At 63.4% G+C, this 19,341-nt stretch carries 18 protein-coding genes; 3 read left to right on the forward strand and 15 right to left on the reverse strand.

Annotation, left to right across the window (positions count from 1 at the left end; genetic code table 11):
- Positions 1–25 precede the first annotated feature (25 nt).
- Positions 26–298, forward strand: a complete 273-nt coding sequence (locus AOT96_RS34570; RefSeq protein ID WP_050654722.1) for a WhiB family transcriptional regulator — start codon at positions 26–28, stop codon at positions 296–298.
- A 65-nt stretch (positions 299–363) separates the two neighbouring features.
- Entirely contained in the window at positions 364–1,269 is a 906-nt protein-coding gene (locus AOT96_RS02795; RefSeq protein WP_030534940.1) for an ABC transporter substrate-binding protein, read from the forward strand.
- 1 nt (position 1,270) lies between these two features.
- Here the strand turns inward: AOT96_RS02795 and AOT96_RS02800 are convergent, their stop codons facing one another.
- From AOT96_RS02800 to AOT96_RS02855, 12 genes are all read right to left on the reverse strand, one after another.
- The gene (locus AOT96_RS02800; RefSeq protein WP_065351268.1) at positions 1,271–2,926 is read right to left on the reverse strand and encodes a substrate-binding domain-containing protein; all 1,656 of its coding nucleotides are present in this window, start codon (positions 2,924–2,926) and stop codon (positions 1,271–1,273) included.
- A 119-nt stretch (positions 2,927–3,045) separates the two neighbouring features.
- The gene (locus AOT96_RS02805) at positions 3,046–3,477 is read right to left on the reverse strand and encodes a type II toxin-antitoxin system Rv0910 family toxin (protein WP_003939735.1); all 432 of its coding nucleotides are present in this window, start codon (positions 3,475–3,477) and stop codon (positions 3,046–3,048) included.
- A gap of 74 nt (positions 3,478–3,551) precedes the next feature.
- Entirely contained in the window at positions 3,552–5,189 is a 1,638-nt protein-coding gene (locus AOT96_RS02810; RefSeq protein WP_007727752.1) for a solute symporter family protein, read from the reverse strand.
- Positions 5,186–5,548 carry a DUF485 domain-containing protein gene (locus AOT96_RS02815; RefSeq protein WP_003939976.1) on the reverse strand — a complete coding sequence of 121 codons (363 nt, stop codon included), beginning with the start codon at positions 5,546–5,548 and terminating at the stop codon, positions 5,186–5,188. The genes AOT96_RS02810 and AOT96_RS02815 overlap by 4 nt, the downstream gene beginning before the upstream one ends.
- A 162-nt stretch (positions 5,549–5,710) precedes the next feature.
- Positions 5,711–7,462 (reverse strand): sodium/solute symporter, encoded by a 1,752-nt coding sequence (locus AOT96_RS02820; RefSeq protein WP_030534942.1) that lies wholly within the window; start codon positions 7,460–7,462, stop codon positions 5,711–5,713.
- Between the two features lie 10 nt (positions 7,463–7,472).
- Positions 7,473–7,844: a membrane protein gene (locus tag AOT96_RS02825; RefSeq protein ID WP_003939880.1), complete on the reverse strand. Its 372-nt coding sequence runs from the start codon at positions 7,842–7,844 to the stop codon at positions 7,473–7,475.
- Positions 7,841–8,632 (reverse strand): LytR/AlgR family response regulator transcription factor, encoded by a 792-nt coding sequence (locus AOT96_RS02830; protein ID WP_003939723.1) that lies wholly within the window; start codon positions 8,630–8,632, stop codon positions 7,841–7,843. The genes AOT96_RS02825 and AOT96_RS02830 overlap by 4 nt, the downstream gene beginning before the upstream one ends.
- 51 nt (positions 8,633–8,683) lie before the next feature.
- A complete protein-coding gene (locus AOT96_RS02835; protein WP_030534943.1) occupies positions 8,684–9,901 on the reverse strand; it encodes a sensor histidine kinase in 1,218 nt (405 codons plus the stop codon).
- The gene (locus AOT96_RS02840; RefSeq protein ID WP_042921394.1) at positions 9,898–10,284 is read right to left on the reverse strand and encodes an MmcQ/YjbR family DNA-binding protein; all 387 of its coding nucleotides are present in this window, start codon (positions 10,282–10,284) and stop codon (positions 9,898–9,900) included. Before AOT96_RS02840 ends, AOT96_RS02835 begins: the two co-directional genes overlap by 4 nt.
- A gap of 4 nt (positions 10,285–10,288) precedes the next feature.
- Positions 10,289–11,506, reverse strand: coding sequence for a lipase family protein (locus AOT96_RS02845; protein ID WP_065351269.1), 1,218 nt, complete (start codon positions 11,504–11,506; stop codon positions 10,289–10,291).
- Between the two features lie 15 nt (positions 11,507–11,521).
- A complete protein-coding gene (locus tag AOT96_RS02850) occupies positions 11,522–13,168 on the reverse strand; it encodes a Na+/H+ antiporter (protein WP_065351270.1) in 1,647 nt (548 codons plus the stop codon).
- 121 nt (positions 13,169–13,289) lie between these two features.
- Positions 13,290–13,481, reverse strand: a complete 192-nt coding sequence (locus AOT96_RS02855; protein ID WP_003940164.1) for an antitoxin — start codon at positions 13,479–13,481, stop codon at positions 13,290–13,292.
- A 180-nt stretch (positions 13,482–13,661) separates the two neighbouring features.
- On the opposite strand from AOT96_RS02855, the gene AOT96_RS02860 reads away from it, so the two are divergent.
- Positions 13,662–14,804: a GGDEF domain-containing protein gene (locus AOT96_RS02860; RefSeq protein ID WP_042451115.1), complete on the forward strand. Its 1,143-nt coding sequence runs from the start codon at positions 13,662–13,664 to the stop codon at positions 14,802–14,804.
- A 6-nt stretch (positions 14,805–14,810) separates the two neighbouring features.
- Here the strand turns inward: AOT96_RS02860 and AOT96_RS02865 are convergent, their stop codons facing one another.
- The 3 genes from AOT96_RS02865 to AOT96_RS02875 form a co-directional block, all read right to left on the reverse strand.
- The gene (locus AOT96_RS02865) at positions 14,811–17,315 is read right to left on the reverse strand and encodes a cation-translocating P-type ATPase (protein ID WP_003940410.1); all 2,505 of its coding nucleotides are present in this window, start codon (positions 17,313–17,315) and stop codon (positions 14,811–14,813) included.
- A 76-nt stretch (positions 17,316–17,391) separates the two neighbouring features.
- Positions 17,392–18,507: an MBL fold metallo-hydrolase gene (locus tag AOT96_RS02870; protein ID WP_007727770.1), complete on the reverse strand. Its 1,116-nt coding sequence runs from the start codon at positions 18,505–18,507 to the stop codon at positions 17,392–17,394.
- A gap of 62 nt (positions 18,508–18,569) precedes the next feature.
- Positions 18,570–19,301 (reverse strand): enoyl-CoA hydratase, encoded by a 732-nt coding sequence (locus tag AOT96_RS02875; RefSeq protein ID WP_003940192.1) that lies wholly within the window; start codon positions 19,299–19,301, stop codon positions 18,570–18,572.
- Positions 19,302–19,341: the final 40 nt, after the last annotated feature.

Raw genomic sequence — 19,341 nt, forward strand, 5'->3', positions numbered from 1 at the left:
ATTCTCGATGGGAGAGGAGACCACGATGACAGTTCGCAGTTCCGTGGAGCCGTTGGTGGACAACAACTGGCGGATGTTCGCCACCTGTAAAACAGTGGACCCGGCGGTGTTCTATTCGCCGGGTGAAGAGCGCGGACGCAATCGGGCTGCACGGGAGAGTTCCGCGAAGCAGGTGTGCTTCCGCTGCCCGGTCATTCGGGACTGCCTGACCTTTGCACTCGACACCGCTGAACCACACGGAGTATGGGGTGGGACGACACCGTCGGAGCGCCTTGCACTACGACGCTCAGCTGCGTGAACTCCGCTCACACGAGACCCCCGTCACGTCCGTACCGGACAAACAGGCAAGATGGCCTTGTGCCTATGACACGACGCGCTGTTGCCGTGACCGCGATCTTCGCTTGCTCGATCTTGTTGGGCTCGTGTTCGTCGCAGCCGGAGGCACCTGCGGCAGCGGACACCACGACCACGGTTCCCGAGGCATTCACCAAACTGCCCTCGACCACCGCCGTGGACAAGTGCGGACCCCAGAGCGGGACCACCCTCGAAGACGGTGTCTTGACCATCGCCACCGATTCGCCGGCGTACGCGCCGTGGTTCGTCGACAACACTCCGTCCAACGGCAAGGGCTTCGAGGGGGCGGTGGCCCGGGCCGTCGTCGACAAACTCGGGTACAACGCCGATCAGGTTCGCTTCACCACGGTCGCCTTCAACGACGCACTGAAACCAGGCCCCAAGGATTTCGACTTCGACGTCAATCAGTTCACGGTTTCCGGGGATCGCCGCGAGAACGTCGACTTCAGCTCGCCGTATTACGCAGTGGCGCAGTCGGTGATCGCCTCGCGCGGGAGCAAAGCCGCTGAGGCAAAGAATCTTGCGGATCTGGCCGGCTACCGTTTGGGCGCTCAGACCGGTTCCACCAGCCTCGCGGCGATCACCGACACGATTGTTCCGACCACTGCGCCACGCGAGTTCGCGACCACGGACGACGCGAAAGCTGCGCTGGCCGCGGGCGAGATCGACGCATTGGTCGTCGACATCCCGACCGGATTCCACATCACCGAGAACGAACTGCCCGGGTCGGTCATCGTGGGTCAGTTTCCGCGGCCCAACGCGGTCACCGAATTCTTCGGGTTCGTGCTCGAGAAGAACAGTCCTCTGACGGCGTGCGTCTCTGCCGCCGTGGATGCGCTCTACGCCGACGGCACCCTCGAGAGACTCGCAACCGAATGGATCACGGACAGCGCCGACGCGCCAGTCCTCGAGTAGTTCAGCCGGCGCGCCCACTGATCGCGCCGACGAAGACCTTCGGGATGTCTGCCGGTGTCGGAGCGAAGTGGCTGTTGCCGCCGGTGAGAGCCGAAATCTGCTCGAGCACATCGGTATCGGCGTCATCGGTGACACCGATGGTGATGATCGGTACCGGCCGCGTCGGGTCCTGCTCGCGAGTCAGGGTGTCGAGAAGTTCCTGCAGCGAGATACTCGACGGATCATCGTTCGCACCGTCGGTCAGTAGAATCACCGAATTGATCGAGGCCGGATCGTAGGTCTGTTGCATGGACCGATACGCGGCGAGAACGCTGTCGTACAAACCTGTTCCGCCGCCGACGATCGAAGAGAGGCTGTCGATCCGAGACAGCAGTTTGCTCCGATGATCCGTGTCGCCTTCAGTTGCATCCATACGGGCGACAGGTTCGAGTTCGCGGTAGTCCGTGCCCTCGCCGAGGTCTACGGAGAATGCCCAGAGACCCAATTGTGCGTTGGCGGGAAACATTCGGATCGCAATGTCACCGGCCTGTGCAGTCGCGGCCATTCGAGTGACCCCGTCCTGCATGTAGTCCATGGACCCCGAGACGTCGACAACTGCCAGTGCACGGGAAGGCCTGGACAGAATCTCGTACCGCGCAAGCGCTTTGGTGACCACAGTCGGATCGGACGGCACCAGCGAGCCAACTTTTCCCACTCCACCGGCGACCGGCGGGGCCTGATCCGCGCCGCGGAACCCGAGGCCGGCAAGTACGGAGCGCCCGGTGTCCGATGTCAGCGCTGCCGCCAGCAGTTTGCCGGCGTCGACCGCCGCCGACGAGTCTGCACCCACACTTGCCATCGGGTAGTCCATGAAGACCGAACCGGACGACGGTACCGACGCGGTGAGTCGACTGTCCGCATGTGCGGCGAGATAAGCCTCGAAGGTCTGCTCGGTCGTCACCGCGGTCCCGCCGTCCGCGTCCACGGTTTGGATGCGTCCGGTCGAACCGGTTTCCTTCAGATTTCCGTACTGCGCTTGCGCCACCGGGACCAGGGCTGCCGAAATGGACGTGAGGTCCCCGCCCCGCGACTGGGCCTCGGCAAAGGCTGCCACGATCGGTGCGCTGGAGACGGCACTGGTGAGGGGATCGCCGATGTGCAGTGCTGGAGCGCCGAGGACATCCGTCCAAGCGGCGGGTGCCTCGCTACCCGGCGCCGAGACAGTGACAACAGGGGTGGACGCGACCGAGTTGCTGATCCGGCGAATCTCCTGCCCGCTCGCCGAAACCTTGTCCAACCATTCGCTCGAATCAGGGATCCACAGTGCGGGTGCCGAACCGTCGGCGATCGCCGCGACGGTGAGCACGGGATCTTGCGGCGTCACACTGAGCGAGCTGCACCCGAGTTCCGTAGCGGGGATGGCAGCGGCGACAGCTTCGAGTCCCGAGGCGATCGACGGATCGGCGGCCACGGTCACGGTTTCCGGGTTCTCACAGCTGGTTGCCGTCGCAGCTGTGACAGCACTCGCACCGAGTTCTCCCTTGTCGCTGACGCTTTTGAACGTCACGGCGAATGCTGCGGTTCCACCGACTGCGACTACTGCCAAGAGTCCGATCAGAACCTGCACGGATCGAGGCATGGACGCAGGTGGTGCGCCGTACCCATGACGAGACGACATTGATCGAATCCTTTCCGGCGGGACCCGCATCAATAACCAACCGATGCCCGGTTTATCCCGCCGAAAAGAATCCTAACTCACGTTAGCGGTGAAGTAGCTCGATGTGGAAATCTCCACAACTAGGTGTAGATCTGGACAAACTGGGCCAGCGACTTCTCCACATCGCCTTTGAGCGCCCGCGCCACACTCGAACCGATCGGGCCGAACAACGGCGCGCCGCCCAACTCGACTGTCAGCGCGAGTTCCGACCCGTCGCCCTTTGCCTTCACGTCGAGTTCGAGACCGAGCTTGACCCCGCCCTTGCCGTCTCCCTTGAGCGAGATCGCCTTCGGAACGTCGTACTTCTTGATGGTCCACCGAACGCGGTTGCGCAGGCCCTTCACAGTCACGACCGAGCTGATCTCGGTGCCGACACCCAGTTGTTCGGGAAGTTCACTGCGCCATCCGTCGTGAACCACGAGCCAGTTTTCGTATCCGCTGAGATCGGACGCCTTGTCCCACACTTCCTGAGGAGGAAGCGGAACGTCGATTTTCACTGTGAGCTTTGCCATGGCAGAACAATAAGCCCCGTGCGCCTTTTCCGTAACCAGAGGTACCAGAAAGACGCACGGGGGCTTTGCCCCTCTTAGTGGCTGACAGCCTTTTCGACGCCGACGCCGGTGAGGGAGCGAACTTCCATCTCCGCCTGCTTTGCCGGATCTTCGATCTTGTTACGTCCGATGTACGTACCGACGATGCCGAGGACGAATGCCAGCGGGATCGAGACGATGCCGGGGTTCGAGAGCGGGAACCAGGCGAAGTCGGAGTTCGGGAACATCGACGACGGCTTGCCCGACACCGCCGGGGAGAACACGATCAGCGTCAAGCAGCTGATCAAACCGCCGTAGATGCTGAAGAGCGCACCGGTGGTGTTGAACTTCTTCCAGAACAACGAGTAGAGCAGGGTGGGCAGGTTCGCCGAGGCCGCCACTGCGAAGGCGAGAGCCACCAGGAAGGCGATGTTCTGCCCCATCGCCATGATGCCGAGAACGATGGAGACGAGTCCGATGACCACGACGGTGATTCGAGAAACTCGAACCTGCTGCTCCTCGGTTGCGTTGCCGCGCTTGATCACACTGGCGTAGATGTCGTGAGCGAACGACGCCGAAGCAGTGATCGCGAGACCGGCAACGACGGCGAGGATGGTCGCGAACGCCACCGCGGAGATGATGCCGAGGAAGATGGTGCCACCGAGCTCGAAGGCGAGAAGCGGAGCGGCCGCGTTCTCCTTACCAGGCGCTGCCAAGATCTTGTCCGGTCCGACCATGCTGGCCGCGCCGTAGCCGAGAACCAGTGTGAACAGGTAGAAGGCACCGATGAGCGCGATCGCCCAGGTCACCGAGCGGCGAGCTTCCTTGGCAGTGGGCACCGTGTAGAAACGCATCAGCACGTGCGGCAGGCCCGCGGTGCCGAGCACCAAAGCGATTCCGAGAGAGATGAAGTCGAGCTTCGTCATTCCGGAAAGACCGTACTTGGCACCGGGGCCGAGGATGTCGCGTCCCTGCACACCCTTGGTGGTGGAACTGTTGACCATGTCCTGCGCATTGGCGAGCAACTGAGAGAAGTTGCCGCGCACTGCCCACAGAACGAGTACGAACATGATTCCGGCTCCGGCAACCAGCAGAACTGCCTTGACCATCTGTACGTAGGTGGTGCCCTTCATGCCGCCGACCAAGACGTACACGATCATCAGCACACCCACGATCGCGACGACGATCGACTGTCCCACCTTGCCGTCGATGTTGAGCAACAGGGCGACAAGTCCACCGGCGCCGGCCATCTGGGCAAGAAGGTAGAAGAGGGAAACCGCCAGAGTGGACAGGGCCGCCGCCATGCGCACCGGACGCTGCTTGAGCCGGAAGCTCAGGACGTCGGCCATCGTGAATCTGCCCGTGTTCCTGAGCAATTCGGCGACCAGGAGCAGTGCAACCAACCAGGCGACAAGGAAGCCGATGGAGTACAGGAAGCCGTCGTAGCCGTACACGGCGATCGCACCTGCGATACCGAGGAACGATGCCGCCGAGAGGTAGTCACCGGCGATGGCGAACCCGTTCTGCGGGCCGGTGAACTGCCCACCACCGGTGTAGAAGTCGGACGCCTTCTTGGTGGTCCGGCTGGCGCGAATGACCAGCGTCATGGTCACGACGACAAACGCGAGGAAGATCGCGATGTTGAAGGCTGGGTTTCCTACGTCCGTTCCGGACGCGGCGAGTGTGGTGATCACTGTGCGGGACCTTCCAGTTCTTCACGGATGGCGGCGGAGCGGGGATCGAGCTCACGACCGGCGAACTTCACGTACCACGCGGTGATGGCGAAGGTCGTGACGAATTGCCCGAGGCCGAGGATGATGCCGAGATTGATGTTGCCGAGGACCTTGGTGGCCATGAAGTCGTGGGCATAGGTAGCCAGGACGACGTACACCGCATACCAGAGCAGGAAGAATGCAGTGATGGGGAAAACGAACTTGCGCAGACGCGTTCGGAGTTCCTGGAATTCGGGACTCGCTTGCATGTCTATGAATGCCTGGGCATCCGGGGTGCGTCGCTCTTGCGGCGACCCCTCACTGATTTCTGCTGTGGACACTGCCGGCTCCTCGCCTCGCGTGTGAAGTGAACTACGCACAGACGTTAGTGAGATCGGAGTCACATGAAGACGCTGTGGCGCCAGTCACACGGTGAGCAGTCGCGCGCTGCGCCGAACGGTCAGGCAGGCGCGACCAACGGCAGAGGGTTCGGGCGGTGAAAGTCAGGGTTGGCGGAGATCGTCTTCGCGATCGGAGCCCATTCCGAGACGTTCCGGGGCGTGCATCCGCGTGAAGATTCGCGCAATATCTGCCGGTATCTGCTTCGACGACACCTTGCTCACGACGATCATCGTGAGGAACGCCAGCGGCACGCTCACCGCGGCCGGGAACGCGAAAATGGCTGCCGGCCAGCCACCGAGGACGTCCTCCGACAAACCACCCAGGACGGCGACAGTAGCGGCAGTGCCCGCAACACATCCACCGACAACCATCCCCGCCCCCGCGCCGACGGCAGTCAGACCGCGCCACCAGATACCCAATACGAGCAGTGGGCAGAGCGTCGACGCAGCGACTGCGAACACCAAACCGACGGTTCTCGAGAGGTCGACCGACACCACCGCCAGCGACAGCACGAGAGGAACGACCCCGGCCAGTAGCGCTGCAATACGGAAGTCTCGAACTCGACCACGGAGAACATCGGTACTGACGACGCCGGCGATGCTGACGAGCAATCCGGACGACGTCGACAGGAAAGCGGCGATGGCACCGGACGCCACGAGGGCTGCCAGCAGTTGTCCGCCCCACCCCGAGAACACCGAGCCCGGCAACAGCAGCACCGCCGCGTCAGAGGTGCCGGTGATCAGAAGTTGCGGGACGTACAGTCGAGCGAAAACACCGAGGAGTGTCGGAAACAGGTAGAACACGCTGACCAGACCGACAACGGCGAGCGACGTCAGACGGGCTGCCCGGCCGTCGGGGTTGGTGTAGAACCGGACGAGAACATGAGGAAGGCCGAGCGTTCCGAGGAAGGTCGCGAGCATCAGCGAGTACACCTGGTACATCGGGTGCGGCCCACCGAAACCCCAACCCGGGGTGATCCAGTCAGAGTTCTGCGCGGGCGCTCCGGCGACGACAGGGACAGCGGCTCCCGCGTCGAGGACCATGGACATGCCTTCACCGAGAGTGTGCTCCCCCGGCCCCAGGGTCATCGTGCCTTCGACCGCTCGCCCGTCGACTGTGCCGCCGCTGACCGTCACCGGCTCGGACACCTGGACGACGACGTCGGTGGTGATGTCGACGGTCGTCGCAGTGGTGACCGTCGGCGGCATCGACGCGCCGACGTCGTGGTGATCGCCGAAGAAGTAGAAGGTCAGTGCCACAGCGGGAATCGCGACGGCAGTCAGTTTCAGCCAGTACTGGAAGGCCTGAACGAAGGTGATCGAGCGCATCCCGCCGCCGACGACGTTGGCGATGACGATGACCCCGACCGCTACGCCGCCGATCCAACTGGGAACCCCGAGCAAGATATTGAGCGTCAGTCCCGCGCCTTGGAACTGCGGGATCAGGTACAGGATGCACACCATCGCGACCACGAGCATCGCGAGCTTGCGCAATCGCGGTGAGCCGAGACGGAACTCGGCGAAATCGGGGACGGTATACGCACCGGAACGCCGAAGCGGCGCTGCGACGAACAGCAGCAGGGCGAGGTATCCGGCGGTGAAGCCGATGGGATACCAGAGTGCGTCGGCGCCGTACTTGGCGACCAGCCCCGCAACACCGAGAAACGAAGCAGCAGAGAGGTACTCGCCAGAGATGGCCGTCGCATTCCACCGCGCACTGACGGTTCTGGACGCGACGAGAAAGTCCGAGGTGGTACGAGCGAGCCGAACGCCGTAGATTCCGATAGCCACCGTCGCGACAGCTGCTGCCACGATGCCGAGCACCGTCAACACCGGGATAGGTTGTCCTCCCACAGTGCCGCGCTCAGTCGTCCACGATGTCGTTGAAGTCTTGCTCGTTTCGCTCCGCACGACGCACGAACACCCAACCGGTCGTCAACAGCAAGGGATACACGGCGCCGCCCATCACGAGCCAGGGCAACCGGATGCCAAGGACCGCGACCTCCGACAGCGTCGGGAAGAGATGCGTCAGCAGCGGCACCGCACACAGGAGCCCGGCTGCGACGACGGCAAGGCGAATCGCCAGTCCCAACTGCGCGCGAACGAGACCGCGGATCATGGCGTCACCGACTTCGGTCTGTTCCTGCACCTCCACCCGTGTTCGCACGATCCGTGCGCCACTACGTTGCGCCAACACAACGCGCTCACGCTGCGGAGGATCGGACTGCGACGTCACCGCGACAACCAACTCTGCTTGGGCGCACGAACCAGTCGATCCTTGAGTTCACGGGTGTGTCTGCGACTGACCGGAAGCTCGACGGGAGGCTTGTCGCCGTGCGGGCGCAGACAGACCACCAATCCACTGCCCACGGTTCGGATGCCGGTGACCAGCGCCAGAGATACCAGGTAGGAGCGGTGCACACGCAAGAAGCCCGCGTCGGCCCAGCGTGATTCGAGCGTCGAGATCGGGATGCGCACCAGGTGCGACTTTCCAGCGGTGTGCAAACGCGCGTAGTCCCCGTCGGCTTCCACCCACTCCACCGAGGAACGCTGAACGAGCGTCGTGACACCGCCCAGTTCCACCGGGATCACCTCGTCCGTGGGCGCAGCTTCGGGTTTGCTCTCACTCTTGGTGCGCCCGGCCAGCCCCACGATCCGCTGAACGGCCTGAGCGAGACGCTCCTCCCGGAGCGGTTTGAGTAGGTAGTCGACGGCGCCGAGATCGAATGCGTCAACCGCTCGATCGTCGTGCGCTGTCACGAACACCACGGGCGGTGGCGTCGCGAAATTGGAGAGGATGCCTGCCAGTTCGAGACCGTCGAGTCCGGGCATGTTGATGTCGAGAAACACCGCGTCGATGCTTCCACCGCGCAGTATCCGCAACGCTGTCGTCGCATCCGATGCCGTGTGAACGTGCGCCACCGAGTCCTCGGCGCGCAGCAAGAAGGCCAGCTCGTCGAGGGCTGGTTTCTCGTCGTCGACGGCAAGGACGGTCAGCTGGGCATCAGTGTCAGTCTCGTTCACAACAGGTCCATGTTCCCACGACGGTTTCAGCCTGATCATCGAAGGCGAGAATCAGACGTGAATACCCTGCTTGAACTTGGGAACACGCATGCTGACCTTCGTACCGGCACCCGGCGCTGTCTCCACCACGAGTCCGTAGTCGTTGCCGAACGCGGCACGAAGTCTGTCGTCGACGTTGGCCAAACCGACGTGAGCAGCTTCTCGTGCGCTGGGTCGCCCCGATCCCGACTCGATGGCGTCGAGCGAACCGGAGCGCAGTAGTTCGGGGTCCATCCCCACACCGTCGTCCTCGACGCTGATGATGCAGTCCGGTCCCTCGTCCGCAGCCACGATGCTCACGGTCCCGCCCTCCGGCTTACTCGAAATGCCGTGACGAACCGCGTTCTCGACCAGCGGCTGGAGGGCAAGGAAAGGAAGAACCACGTTGAGCACTTCGGGTGCTATCTGAAGGCGGACGTTCAGAGCCTCCCCGAATCGCGCGCGTTCGAGGGTCAGGTAACGATCGATGTTGCGCAGCTCGTCGGCAAGCAGGGTGAACTCACCCGCAGATCGGAACGAGTACCGCGTGAAGTCCGCGAACTCGAGGATCAGTTCTCTGGCCCGCGCCGGATCGGTTCGAACAAACGATGCGACCGTGTTGAGCGCGTTGTAGATGAAATGAGGACTGATCTGTGCGCGCAGGGCACGCACTTCGGCTCGATCCAACAGGGCTCTGGACGCGTCGAGGTCGGCGAGTTCGATCTGACTGCAGGCATATCGTGCCACCTCGGTGACCGCTCCGAGCATTCCCGGCCACGGGTCCTCGCTGGTGACGATTCCCAGTACGCCGACCACGCCGATGTCCTCGATCAGCAGGGGCTGAGCGATCAGCGCTCGCACATGGTGATCGCTCGGTCCGCGCACCAGGTCCGAGTGCGTGACGAGTACCCGGCGTTCGCCTTCGATCGCACGAATGGCGGCGTCGTGGAATTGTTCGGACAACGCTTCGTGACGGCCGTCCCACGCCAACAGGTTTCCCGACGCGTCTGCCAGGCCCAGACCGGAGCCGCCGGTCAGCTCACGTAGGTGAGGCGCCGCCTCGGCGGCCGAATTCTCGTCGAGTCCACGCCGAAGTGGCCGCGCGGCAAGCGAAGCCGTATGGAGAGCGGCATGGACGGCACGTTCGGTGGGGGTGGTCACCTCACGTCTGGTGCGCATCCACACAGCCGTCAGCGCCCCGGCCACTGCGAGAATCAGCACGCTGAGAAGCGCGACCACGGCCGGACTCACCGCGAGTCCTCGTCCAGTTTCCGTATCAGTGTTTTCGGAGCCACCGTGCGGTACGCATCTTCGACGACGTCGGCTACGTCGTTCCAGAATTTCTCGTCCTCGGTCTCGTCGGCACTCGGAACGTCGAGGTACACGCCGATCCATCCCCGGCCACCCACGTACGGAGGGACGAAGAACCTCGACGGGTCACGACTGACCCAATCTGCCTGCGCCCCAGGTGGGGCCGCGGCCCAGATCGCGACGCGATCGTCGTGGTGGTGATCTGCCATGGTGACGAACTGCGGCGCCTTGCGCACGAACCACGACGCTTCACCGTGGCTGACCCGCTCGGTCGCCTCCGGCAATGCCAGTGCAAGAGCGCGGATTCGCTCCAACGGCGTCATCGATTCACGACCCGCAGGTATTCGGTGCCGGAACACCTGCAAATCGATCCTTCACCCACGCGACAGCTCCCGGCACAGCGGCGCCGTCCGCATGACCTTCACCCGGTCGCGCCTGGAATTCGATGACGTCACCGTCGGCGCAGGCGCGTTCGACTGCCGCCTCGGTCCATTCCGGACGGATCAGGTTGTCGTTGGTACCGACGACTACGTACATCGGACCGCTCGCGCGTTGACGGGGAAGAGCAACATCGCTGAGCCACGCGTGAATTCGGTCCGCATCCTCGGCGGTGGCCGGCCGCGTGTCGGCGGGCGTCACCTTTCCGACCAGACCCAACTTCTCCGTCGCCCGAGCGGTCAGGCACGAGGTGAGCAGGTCGTAGTTCTGCTCGAATGCGCCGCGCACGTAGTCGGTTCGTTCGAGGTCCGGATGGGTGAGGGACAGCCCTTCGAGTACATAGGGCAGCAGCAGTTGCTGAGGCAGTGACAGATTCACCTCGGAATCACTCGAGATGATCGGCGAGATGTCCGCTGCCGGGGACAGGTTTGCTGCACCGACGAATTCGAGTCCGTCGCCGTAGGTGTCGGCTTCCTCGGCTGCTGCCCAGGATGCCTGCCCGCCTTGGGACAGCCCCAGAGTTGCCCAACGAGTCGAGGTGTCCGGAACGACGTTGCGCGCCGCTCGAACCGCGTCGATGACGTTGAACGCCGCGGTGTCCGGTTGCAGGTAAGGATGCGGGTCCGGAGTGCCGAGGCCCTCGAAGTCGGAGACAGCGACCACGTATCCCGAGTCGAGGAACGGCGCGACCAGGCCGATCGTGCCGAACAGGGTCGGCGAGGCCGACGGCGCGCAGTCGTCCGAAATACCCGTCGTGCCATGGCCGATGGAGACGATCGGCCAACCGCCCTCCGGCGGAGTTCCAGGCGGCGTGAACACCGTTCCCGACACCTGAGTCTCTCGGCCGTCGATACCGGAGGTGGAGCCGTACAGGATTTTCACCGCGCTTGCTCCGGACGCCGCCACTTCGGCTGTGCTGGTGAAGGGTTCACTGTCGAACACGACGCCACGTTGCGCACTGCTCTCGACCGACGGGGTCGTCGTGGTTGCGTTGTCGGTGACGGAGACATCCGGCGAGGCATCCGATCCGCAGCCGACGCTCACGAGAAGTGCGCTCGCCACCACGACTCCCCAGACTGCGCGAACCCTCGAACTCCGAACAGTCATACGCAGTGTTCCCCTCTATTTGCCCGCACCGCTACCTGCTCGGCGACGCCTGACACGTTCCTCTGCTGCGGCCTCTTCGATGTCGAGTCCTTCCAATACGGTACGCAATACCTCGTCGTCGAGATCTCCGTCGTCACGTGCGGCGATCAGCGCAACTCGTTGCGAGCGCAGTGACTGATGCCGGAACTTGTCGAACAGAGCTCCCGCATTCCACAAGGCGGCCTCGCGATCGGCGTCCTCGTCGACCTCCTGGAGTTGAAGCCTCGCCTGCATCGAGCGTCGTACGCGTTCGACGATCGCCTGCAGTTCCTTCCCGTCGATCCCCGGCGGAGGGTGCGCGGCCGCGTCTGCCAACGCCTTCTCTCCCGCCTTGCGAGAAATGTTGCGGGCCAACTCCATCTGTTCCTGCGTGCGCAACTGCTCGTAAGGATCCGCGACGTCGAGGCGACGGATCATGAACGGCAAGCTAGATCCCTGGATGAGCAATGTCCCGACCGCGACGATGAACGCGATCGCCTGGATGACGCCGCGTCCGGGGAACGGCTCGCCGGACGAGAGTGCAAACGGGATACCGCCGGCCGCAGCAAGAGTGACGACGCCGCGCATTCCCGCCCACGAGACCACCAGATTCTGTTTCCACGTCAGTTGATTCTCGCGATCACGGCGCAGGGTTACACCGAATCGCACACGCGAGTAGCTCAGGAACAGCCACACCGGCCGAATCACGATGACAACGGCCAGGACTGCGAGACCGTACGCGAACACGTGAAGCACCGGAAGTCCGTCGGCGACAACATCGTCGATCACAAAGCTCAGCTGGAGCCCCATGTATGCGAAGACGAACATCTCGAGAAGAGTGTCCAGGCTCGACCACACCGAGCGCTCCTGCAATCGCGTCATGATCGACGCGTCCGTCGAATAGTGCCCGATCACCAGACCAGCGACCACAACGGCCAGAACACCGGACGCGTGTAGTTCTTCGGCGGCCAGGTAGGCAGCGAACGGAAGCACCAACCCCAAGCCGGTTTCCAGTGGAGAGTCGTACATGCGGGCACGAACGAACTTGACGACAAACGCGAGCACCAAGCCGACGACAACGCCGCCGATCACTTCGTACGCGAAGAACAACAGGGGCGAATCGGTGGCAATTCGCGTTCCGGTCACTGCTGCGACGGCGACGGTGAAGAGCGTGAGCGCGGTGGCGTCGTTGACGAGCCCCTCGCCCGTCAGGATGGCGATCACCCGTTTCGGGAGCCCGAGCTTCTGACCGACCGCCACCGCGCTGACGGCGTCGGTCGGCGCGATCACGGCCCCGAGCACCAGGGCGGCGCCGATCGTGAACTCGGGCACCATCCATTCGGAGAAGAAGGCAACCACGAACGCCGTCACCAACACCATTCCGACGCCGAGGCGCAAGATCGGGGCCAAGTTGCGTTTGAAGGTCGCCACCGAGAATTTCAGAGCGGCCGAGTAGAGAAGCGGCGGCAGGACCACACCGAGAATGACGTGGGGATCGAGTTCCGGCCGCGGCATACCGGGTATGAAGGATGCGACCGAACCTACCGTCACCAAAACCAGCGGAGCCTGCAGGTTTCGTCGATTGGACAGCCCGGTGACTGCGATGGCGGCAATGACGACCAGCAGAATCCAGGTGAAGTTCACGCGTTCATTCTGCCCGCCGACCCTGGGAGTTCACCCAGCGGACGCACAGAAGCCCGCAACCTTTTCGGTGACGGGCCCCTGAGCAACGGTGCTACCGAAAAACGGTATGCCGAATCCGGTATTACTGCTTTTCGGGAACAGCCTTCTTGGCGGCCTCAGCTGCCTTGTCGATCTGATCGCCGTACTTGTTGCCGGTCTTGTCGTCGGCGATGTCGGCGACCTTGTCGATAGCGTCGTGAACCTTGTCGGAGTTCTCCGCTGCGAGCTCCTGGCCCTTTTCGACCAATCCCTTGACGTTGTCCAAGAAACCCATGTCCGTGTCCTCTCCCGGTGCTGACGCACATCCTTCGGCGGAATCGTTCCTCCGCGCCCTTCGATTCTCACAGGTCGACGGCCTCTGCGCCAGAAAGCAGGTCCGTGCGTTCGAGCCGTGCGCAACTCGAGGTAGCGTTAACCCGCCAATAGCTGATTGACCACCCATCGACATCGACAGGTGCCCGGTTTGAATGCAGGACTGCGCGGGACGGGGAGCGACCCCTACCCCACGCGTGAACTGCTGTCCCGGTGGTGGTCGGATCGCACCGATTACACCTGGCTCCCCCGATTCCTCGACACTCGCGGGCTGACCGTTCCCGGACGCAAATTAGTCGCGGTGTGGTGTTTTCTCTTCGCCCTGATCGCGGCGACCATGCAGTTGAGCCGCTTCGGTTCCGACACCGCCCTGGCGCGGTCGATCTTCGCCCTCGGAACTATCAGTGGCGCCTATGCGGGCTACCGCTGGGCGCGTAATGAATCGTGGCCAACTTGGCGACAATCCGTGGCCTTTGTCGTCTGGGCCGACCTGTGGCTCGCCGTCACTCTCTTCTTCGCCGTGCGCACCGCTTTCGTCGGAACCATCGGCTGCATCTTGTTCATCATGATCGGCTTCTATGCGGCGATAGTTCACAGCCCTCGCGTTGCCATCAGCCACATCGGTTGGGCTCTTGCTGTCTGCACGACGCTCGCTGCCATGGCGATGTCCGAGCCGGTCAACGACGACTGGGTGGTCGTGAATCTCTATCTGATGGTTGCCGGTGTGGTTTTCTCCACCGCATGGATTCTGCAGATCGTCTGGCTGCGCCTGACCGACGACGCACGCAACGCCCACCGGGACTACCTCACCGCGACACTCAATCGCCGCGGACTCCAGGACGAGGCACAGCATCTGCTGCGCAGTGATCGAACGCAGGCTCTGATCGCACTACTCATCGACGTCGACTCGTTCAAAAACCTCAACGACACACACGGCCACGTCGCGGGCGACGACGCGTTGACCGCTGTCGCCGACCGCCTCCTCGCTGCCGCCGGACCCGATGCGGTGGTGGCTCGAATCGGTGGAGACGAGTTCGTCGTCCTGCGCGGAGTCGATCGAGGAGATATCGAGCGGGTCGCCACCGAGATACATTCGGCGGTCTCGTCCGACTCCGATCCCTATCCTGTGTCCGCCAGTACCGGCGTCAGCGTCTATCTGAGTCCCGAGACGGACTTACCGGATCGAGCTGTAAACGAACTGATCGAGCACGCAGACAATGCGATGTACCGAGCCAAGAAGCGCGGCGGCGATCGCATTGCCTGGGTGCAGATGTTCAGGCGCTGAAACTACTCACTCACTGTGGGCATGGTGATGCTCGCCGGGCAGGTCGTCGGGTGTCGCGAACATCTTTCGTTTCTCCCCGTGCAGGCGTGCGCTGATCCACCACGAGAGTTCCACGAGTACAACGCCGATCGCGCCGAGGGTGATCGCGAGCGTCGTCGCAGCGACGTTGCTCGGATCCAGTTTGAAGAACTCGCGGGTGAACGGCAGCGCGAACAGGATGAGGTATCCGGCCACCGACCCGCCGATCAGAACGAGCTTCCACCAGACGTACGGCCGAGCCACGACGGCCAGAACCCACACGGCGATCATGATCAACGTGATGAGCGCACTGGTTCCGGCCTGGATCTTCTGGGTTTCCGTCTGGTCCGGGCCTTGGTAAGCCAATACGTAGGAGATGAACGTGGTGATGCCGATGATCAGGCCCGACGGCAACGCCAGACGCATCACGCGCGAGACGAAACCGGTTCGCGCGCGCTCGTTGTTGGGTGCCAGAGACAAGATGAAGGCCGGGATACCGATCGTGAACCACGCTGCGATCGTGACGTGGCGGGGCAGGAACGGGTACGGCAGCGGTTCGAAGTCGAAGACCTGGGACAGGACGCCGGTGATGCCGATCAGGAACGCAAGCACCACCGAGTAGACGGTCTTGGTCAGGAACAGATTCGACACACGCTCGATGTTGCCGATCACTCGGCGGCCTTCCGCGACGACGTACGGGAGCGTCGCGAACTTGTTGTCCAGCAGCACGATCTGGGCCACGGCTCGGGTAGCCGGGCTGCCCGAACCCATCGAGACTCCGATGTCGGCGTCCTTGAGGGCGAGCACGTCGTTGACGCCGTCACCGGTCATCGCGACGGTATGTCCGCGAGACTGCAAGGCCGCGACCATTTCCCGCTTCTGATCCGGTCGCACTCGACCGAACGTCGTTGCTCCGTCGAGAGTGTCCGCCAGCTTTTCCTGATCGCTCGGCAGCTCTCGCGCGTCGATGGGACGGTCGCCGCCTTCGAGTCCGAGGGATCCGGCAACGGCGCCGACGGAAACCGCGTTGTCGCCGGAAATGACCTTGACCGCGACCTTCTGGCTGGCGAAGTACTCCAACGTCTCCTGGGCGTCCGGGCGCACTTTCTGCTCGAGCACGACCAGAGCTTCGGGGGTGACGGTGCCAGGGGCGTCGGCGTCGTCGACGGGGAGGTCGCTGCTGCCGAGCATGAGGACACGAAGTCCGCTCGATCCCACTTCCTCGGCCTTGCGGGCCATTTCCGAGTCGGGATCGAGCAGCACGTCCGGGGCACCGAGTACCCAGTTGCCGTGACTGCCGTACGACTGGCCGCTCCACTTCTTCGCCGAGGAGAACGGCGCCACCGCTGTCGCTTCACCCCACCCGGAGTCGTCGGAGAGAGACTCGCGAATCGCCAGGACACTCGCGTTGGGGCGAGGGTCGGACGCGGCCATCGCGCTCAACGCGGACTTGACCGCAGTCTCCCCCGATCCACCCGGTGCGACGTCGACCTCGGACAGCCGCATACCGTTCTCGGTCAGCGTTCCGGTCTTGTCCGCGCACACCACGTCGACACGGGCCAGACCCTCGATCGCCGGCAACTCCTGAACGAGGCACTGGCGCTTGCCCAACCGGATCACACCGACCGCAAATGCAATGGACGTCATGAGCACAAGGCCTTCGGGAACCATCGGAACCAGAGCTGCCACCATGCCGTTGAGTGCCGGTCGGATCGGCAGGCCGATCGTGAAGAGCTGATTGAAGATGATCAGCGCACCCGCCGGAATCATCAGGTAGGTGATGAACTTCAGGATCTTGTCGATGCCGCTACGCAGTTCGGAATGCACGAGGGTGAACTTGCTCGCCTCTTCGGCCAGCTTGGCCGCGTATGCATCGCCGCCGACCTTGGTGGCGCGGTATGCACCGCTGCCCGCGGCAACAAAACTGCCCGACAACACTTGCTGGCCGCTCGCCTTGTGAACCGGATCGGCTTCACCGGTGAGCAGCGATTCGTCGACCTCGAGTGCGGCCGAACTGACCACCTCACCGTCGACGACTATCTGGTCGCCGGATCCGAGTTCGATAATGTCGTCGAGCACAACATCTTTGGGTGCCATCGCCACGGCGACGCCGTCACGCCTGACCATCGGCTTGGCCTGACTCACGATGGCCAGTGCGTCGAGCGTGCGCTTGGCGCGGATCTCCTGGATGATGCCGATGCCACTGTTCGCGATGATCAACAACCCGAACATGCCGTCGATGATCGAGCCCGTCGCGAGCACGATCACCAACAACACGGTCAGGATCGCGTTGATGCGAGTGAAGACGTTGCCGCGAATGATGTCCTTGACCGAGCGAGACGCCCGATCCGGTACATCGTTGGTTTGTCCCGACGCGATCCTTGCTGCAACCTGATCGGCGGTCAGGCCGCGGGCGACGTCGACGTCGTCCGGCAATCGCTCAGGCGCTACCGCCACTGCTGTCTCTTCTGAACTGGTGTGCTCGTGAGCCATGGTCAAAGATTACGCACCCGGAGCAACTAATCAGGGTGCGACTCGACAGGCAACCACGTCCGCGACACTTCGCCGCTCAGCCCAGCGGTATCCACCACTTCGACGGCGGTGTCGGTGACAACGCGTCGATCCTGCCGCCCGGCATCGGGACCGACACTGTTGTGCCCGCATCTGCGGCCGACTCGTCGAGGCGAATGATCGGCTCCGACCACGAGTGAAACGCGAGGTTGAACGTCGCCCAGTGAATCGGGACGAAGACACCGCGCGACCCGTCGCCCTTGTTGAGGTCGATGTGCGTCTGCACTGCCTCTTCCGGATTCATGTGGATGTCCGGCCAGCGCACGTCGTACGCACCGACGGGGAGAAGCGTCAGATCGAAAGGCCCATAGGTTTCACCCAGCTGTTCGAAACGCGATGTGTATCCGCTGTCACCACCGAAGAAGACCCGGTGCTTCGGCCCGGCGAATACCCACGACGCCCACTGCGTCGTGTTCCGGACGAGGCCACGACCGGAGAAGTGACGAGCCTCCGTGCACGTGAGGACCAGGTCGTCGATTTTTGTCGACTCGTCCCAGTCCAATTCCACGATCCGGTTCTCGGGCACCTTCCAGTGCCGCAGGTGAGCCCCGATACCGATCGGCACGACGAACGGAGCGGTCTGTGTACGAGTCAGGGTCTTGACCGTAGCCATGTCGAGATGGTCGTAGTGATCGTGAGAGATGACTATCGCATCCACTGCAGGCAGTTCGGTCAAAGCCACCGGAGTGGGGTGCATGCGCGCGGGACCTACTGTGGCCGAGGGTGATACGCGTTCACTCCACACCGGATCGGCGAGAACGCGGTAGCCGTCGACCTCGACGAGAACGCTCGAATGGCCGTACCACGTCACCGCCGCGTCGCCGGCTGCCGCCGGTGCCAGCGGAGTGGCCAACGGAATCGGCCGACGCGGCCGACCCGTCGACCCTCGCGTGGCCATCGACTTGAACATTCCGACATCGGTGCCCGGAACCAGTGTGCTGCTGGGCTCCGAGTTGTGGAACTGGCGGTCCCGGTATCGCGGGGACATCGCCGCATACGGTTGCACCGTGTTTCGCGAGGCCCCGATCTGCGTCGGGATGCCCCATGCGGCTCGCGCCACCCACCCCGTCGCCGCGGCAACAGCAGCAACTCCGAGAACCGTCGTCTTCTTCATTCAGACGAGCGTAGCCACTATCTGCCCTGCGTGCCCGGCGCCTGTTTTCCCTGCAACCAGCTTTACTTACCCTTGAATACGGGAGGGCGGTTCTCGATGCGGGCAGCGCGGGCTTCCTGGACGTCCTCGCTGAGCCAGGCGGCGTGAAGCGCGTCGAGCTGCTCGGGAGACTGCTCCTCCATGGTGCCGTCGTCGTTGAGAACCATCTTCATGTGCCGCAACGACAGCGGTGCGAGATTCGCGATGCGGTGTGCCCATTCCTGAGCGTCGTCGAGGGTTCCGATTTTGTTGGCGAGGCCGCGAGTGAAGGCTTCTTCGGCGCCGATCTGTTCGATGCCGAGCAAAATGGTGCGCGCGGGACCGCCGCCGACCAGCGACGCGAGCCGACGCATCGTCCACTTGTCCACCGAGACACCGAGGGTGGCGGCCGGGATTCCGAAGCGAGCGCTCGGCGCCACGACGCGAAGATCCGACGCGATGGCCAGTTGCGTGCCCGCGCCTATAGCCGGACCGTTGACGGCAGCGATGACGGGGATGGGCGCCGTGTCGATAGAGCGAAGCATCTCGAACAGGCGATCGGTGAAGCCCTCCATGTAGACGTCGCCGGAGAGGTCCGCGCCTGCACAGAACGCCGATCCCTCACCGGTGATGACGACGACGTGCGCGTGCTCGGCTACCGCCGCGTTCATCGCGTCCCGTATTGCGATGCAGAGTTCCGCGCTGAGCGCATTACGACGCTCGTGACGCTGCAACTCGATGGTCACGACGTTGCCGTCACGGGAGAACCCGATCATGTCCGCTCACTTTCGTTTCTGGAAGGCTCGACACAGGGAT

The organism is Rhodococcus sp. 008 (assembly GCF_001682295.1).
Classification (GTDB): domain Bacteria; phylum Actinomycetota; class Actinomycetes; order Mycobacteriales; family Mycobacteriaceae; genus Rhodococcus_F; species Rhodococcus_F qingshengii.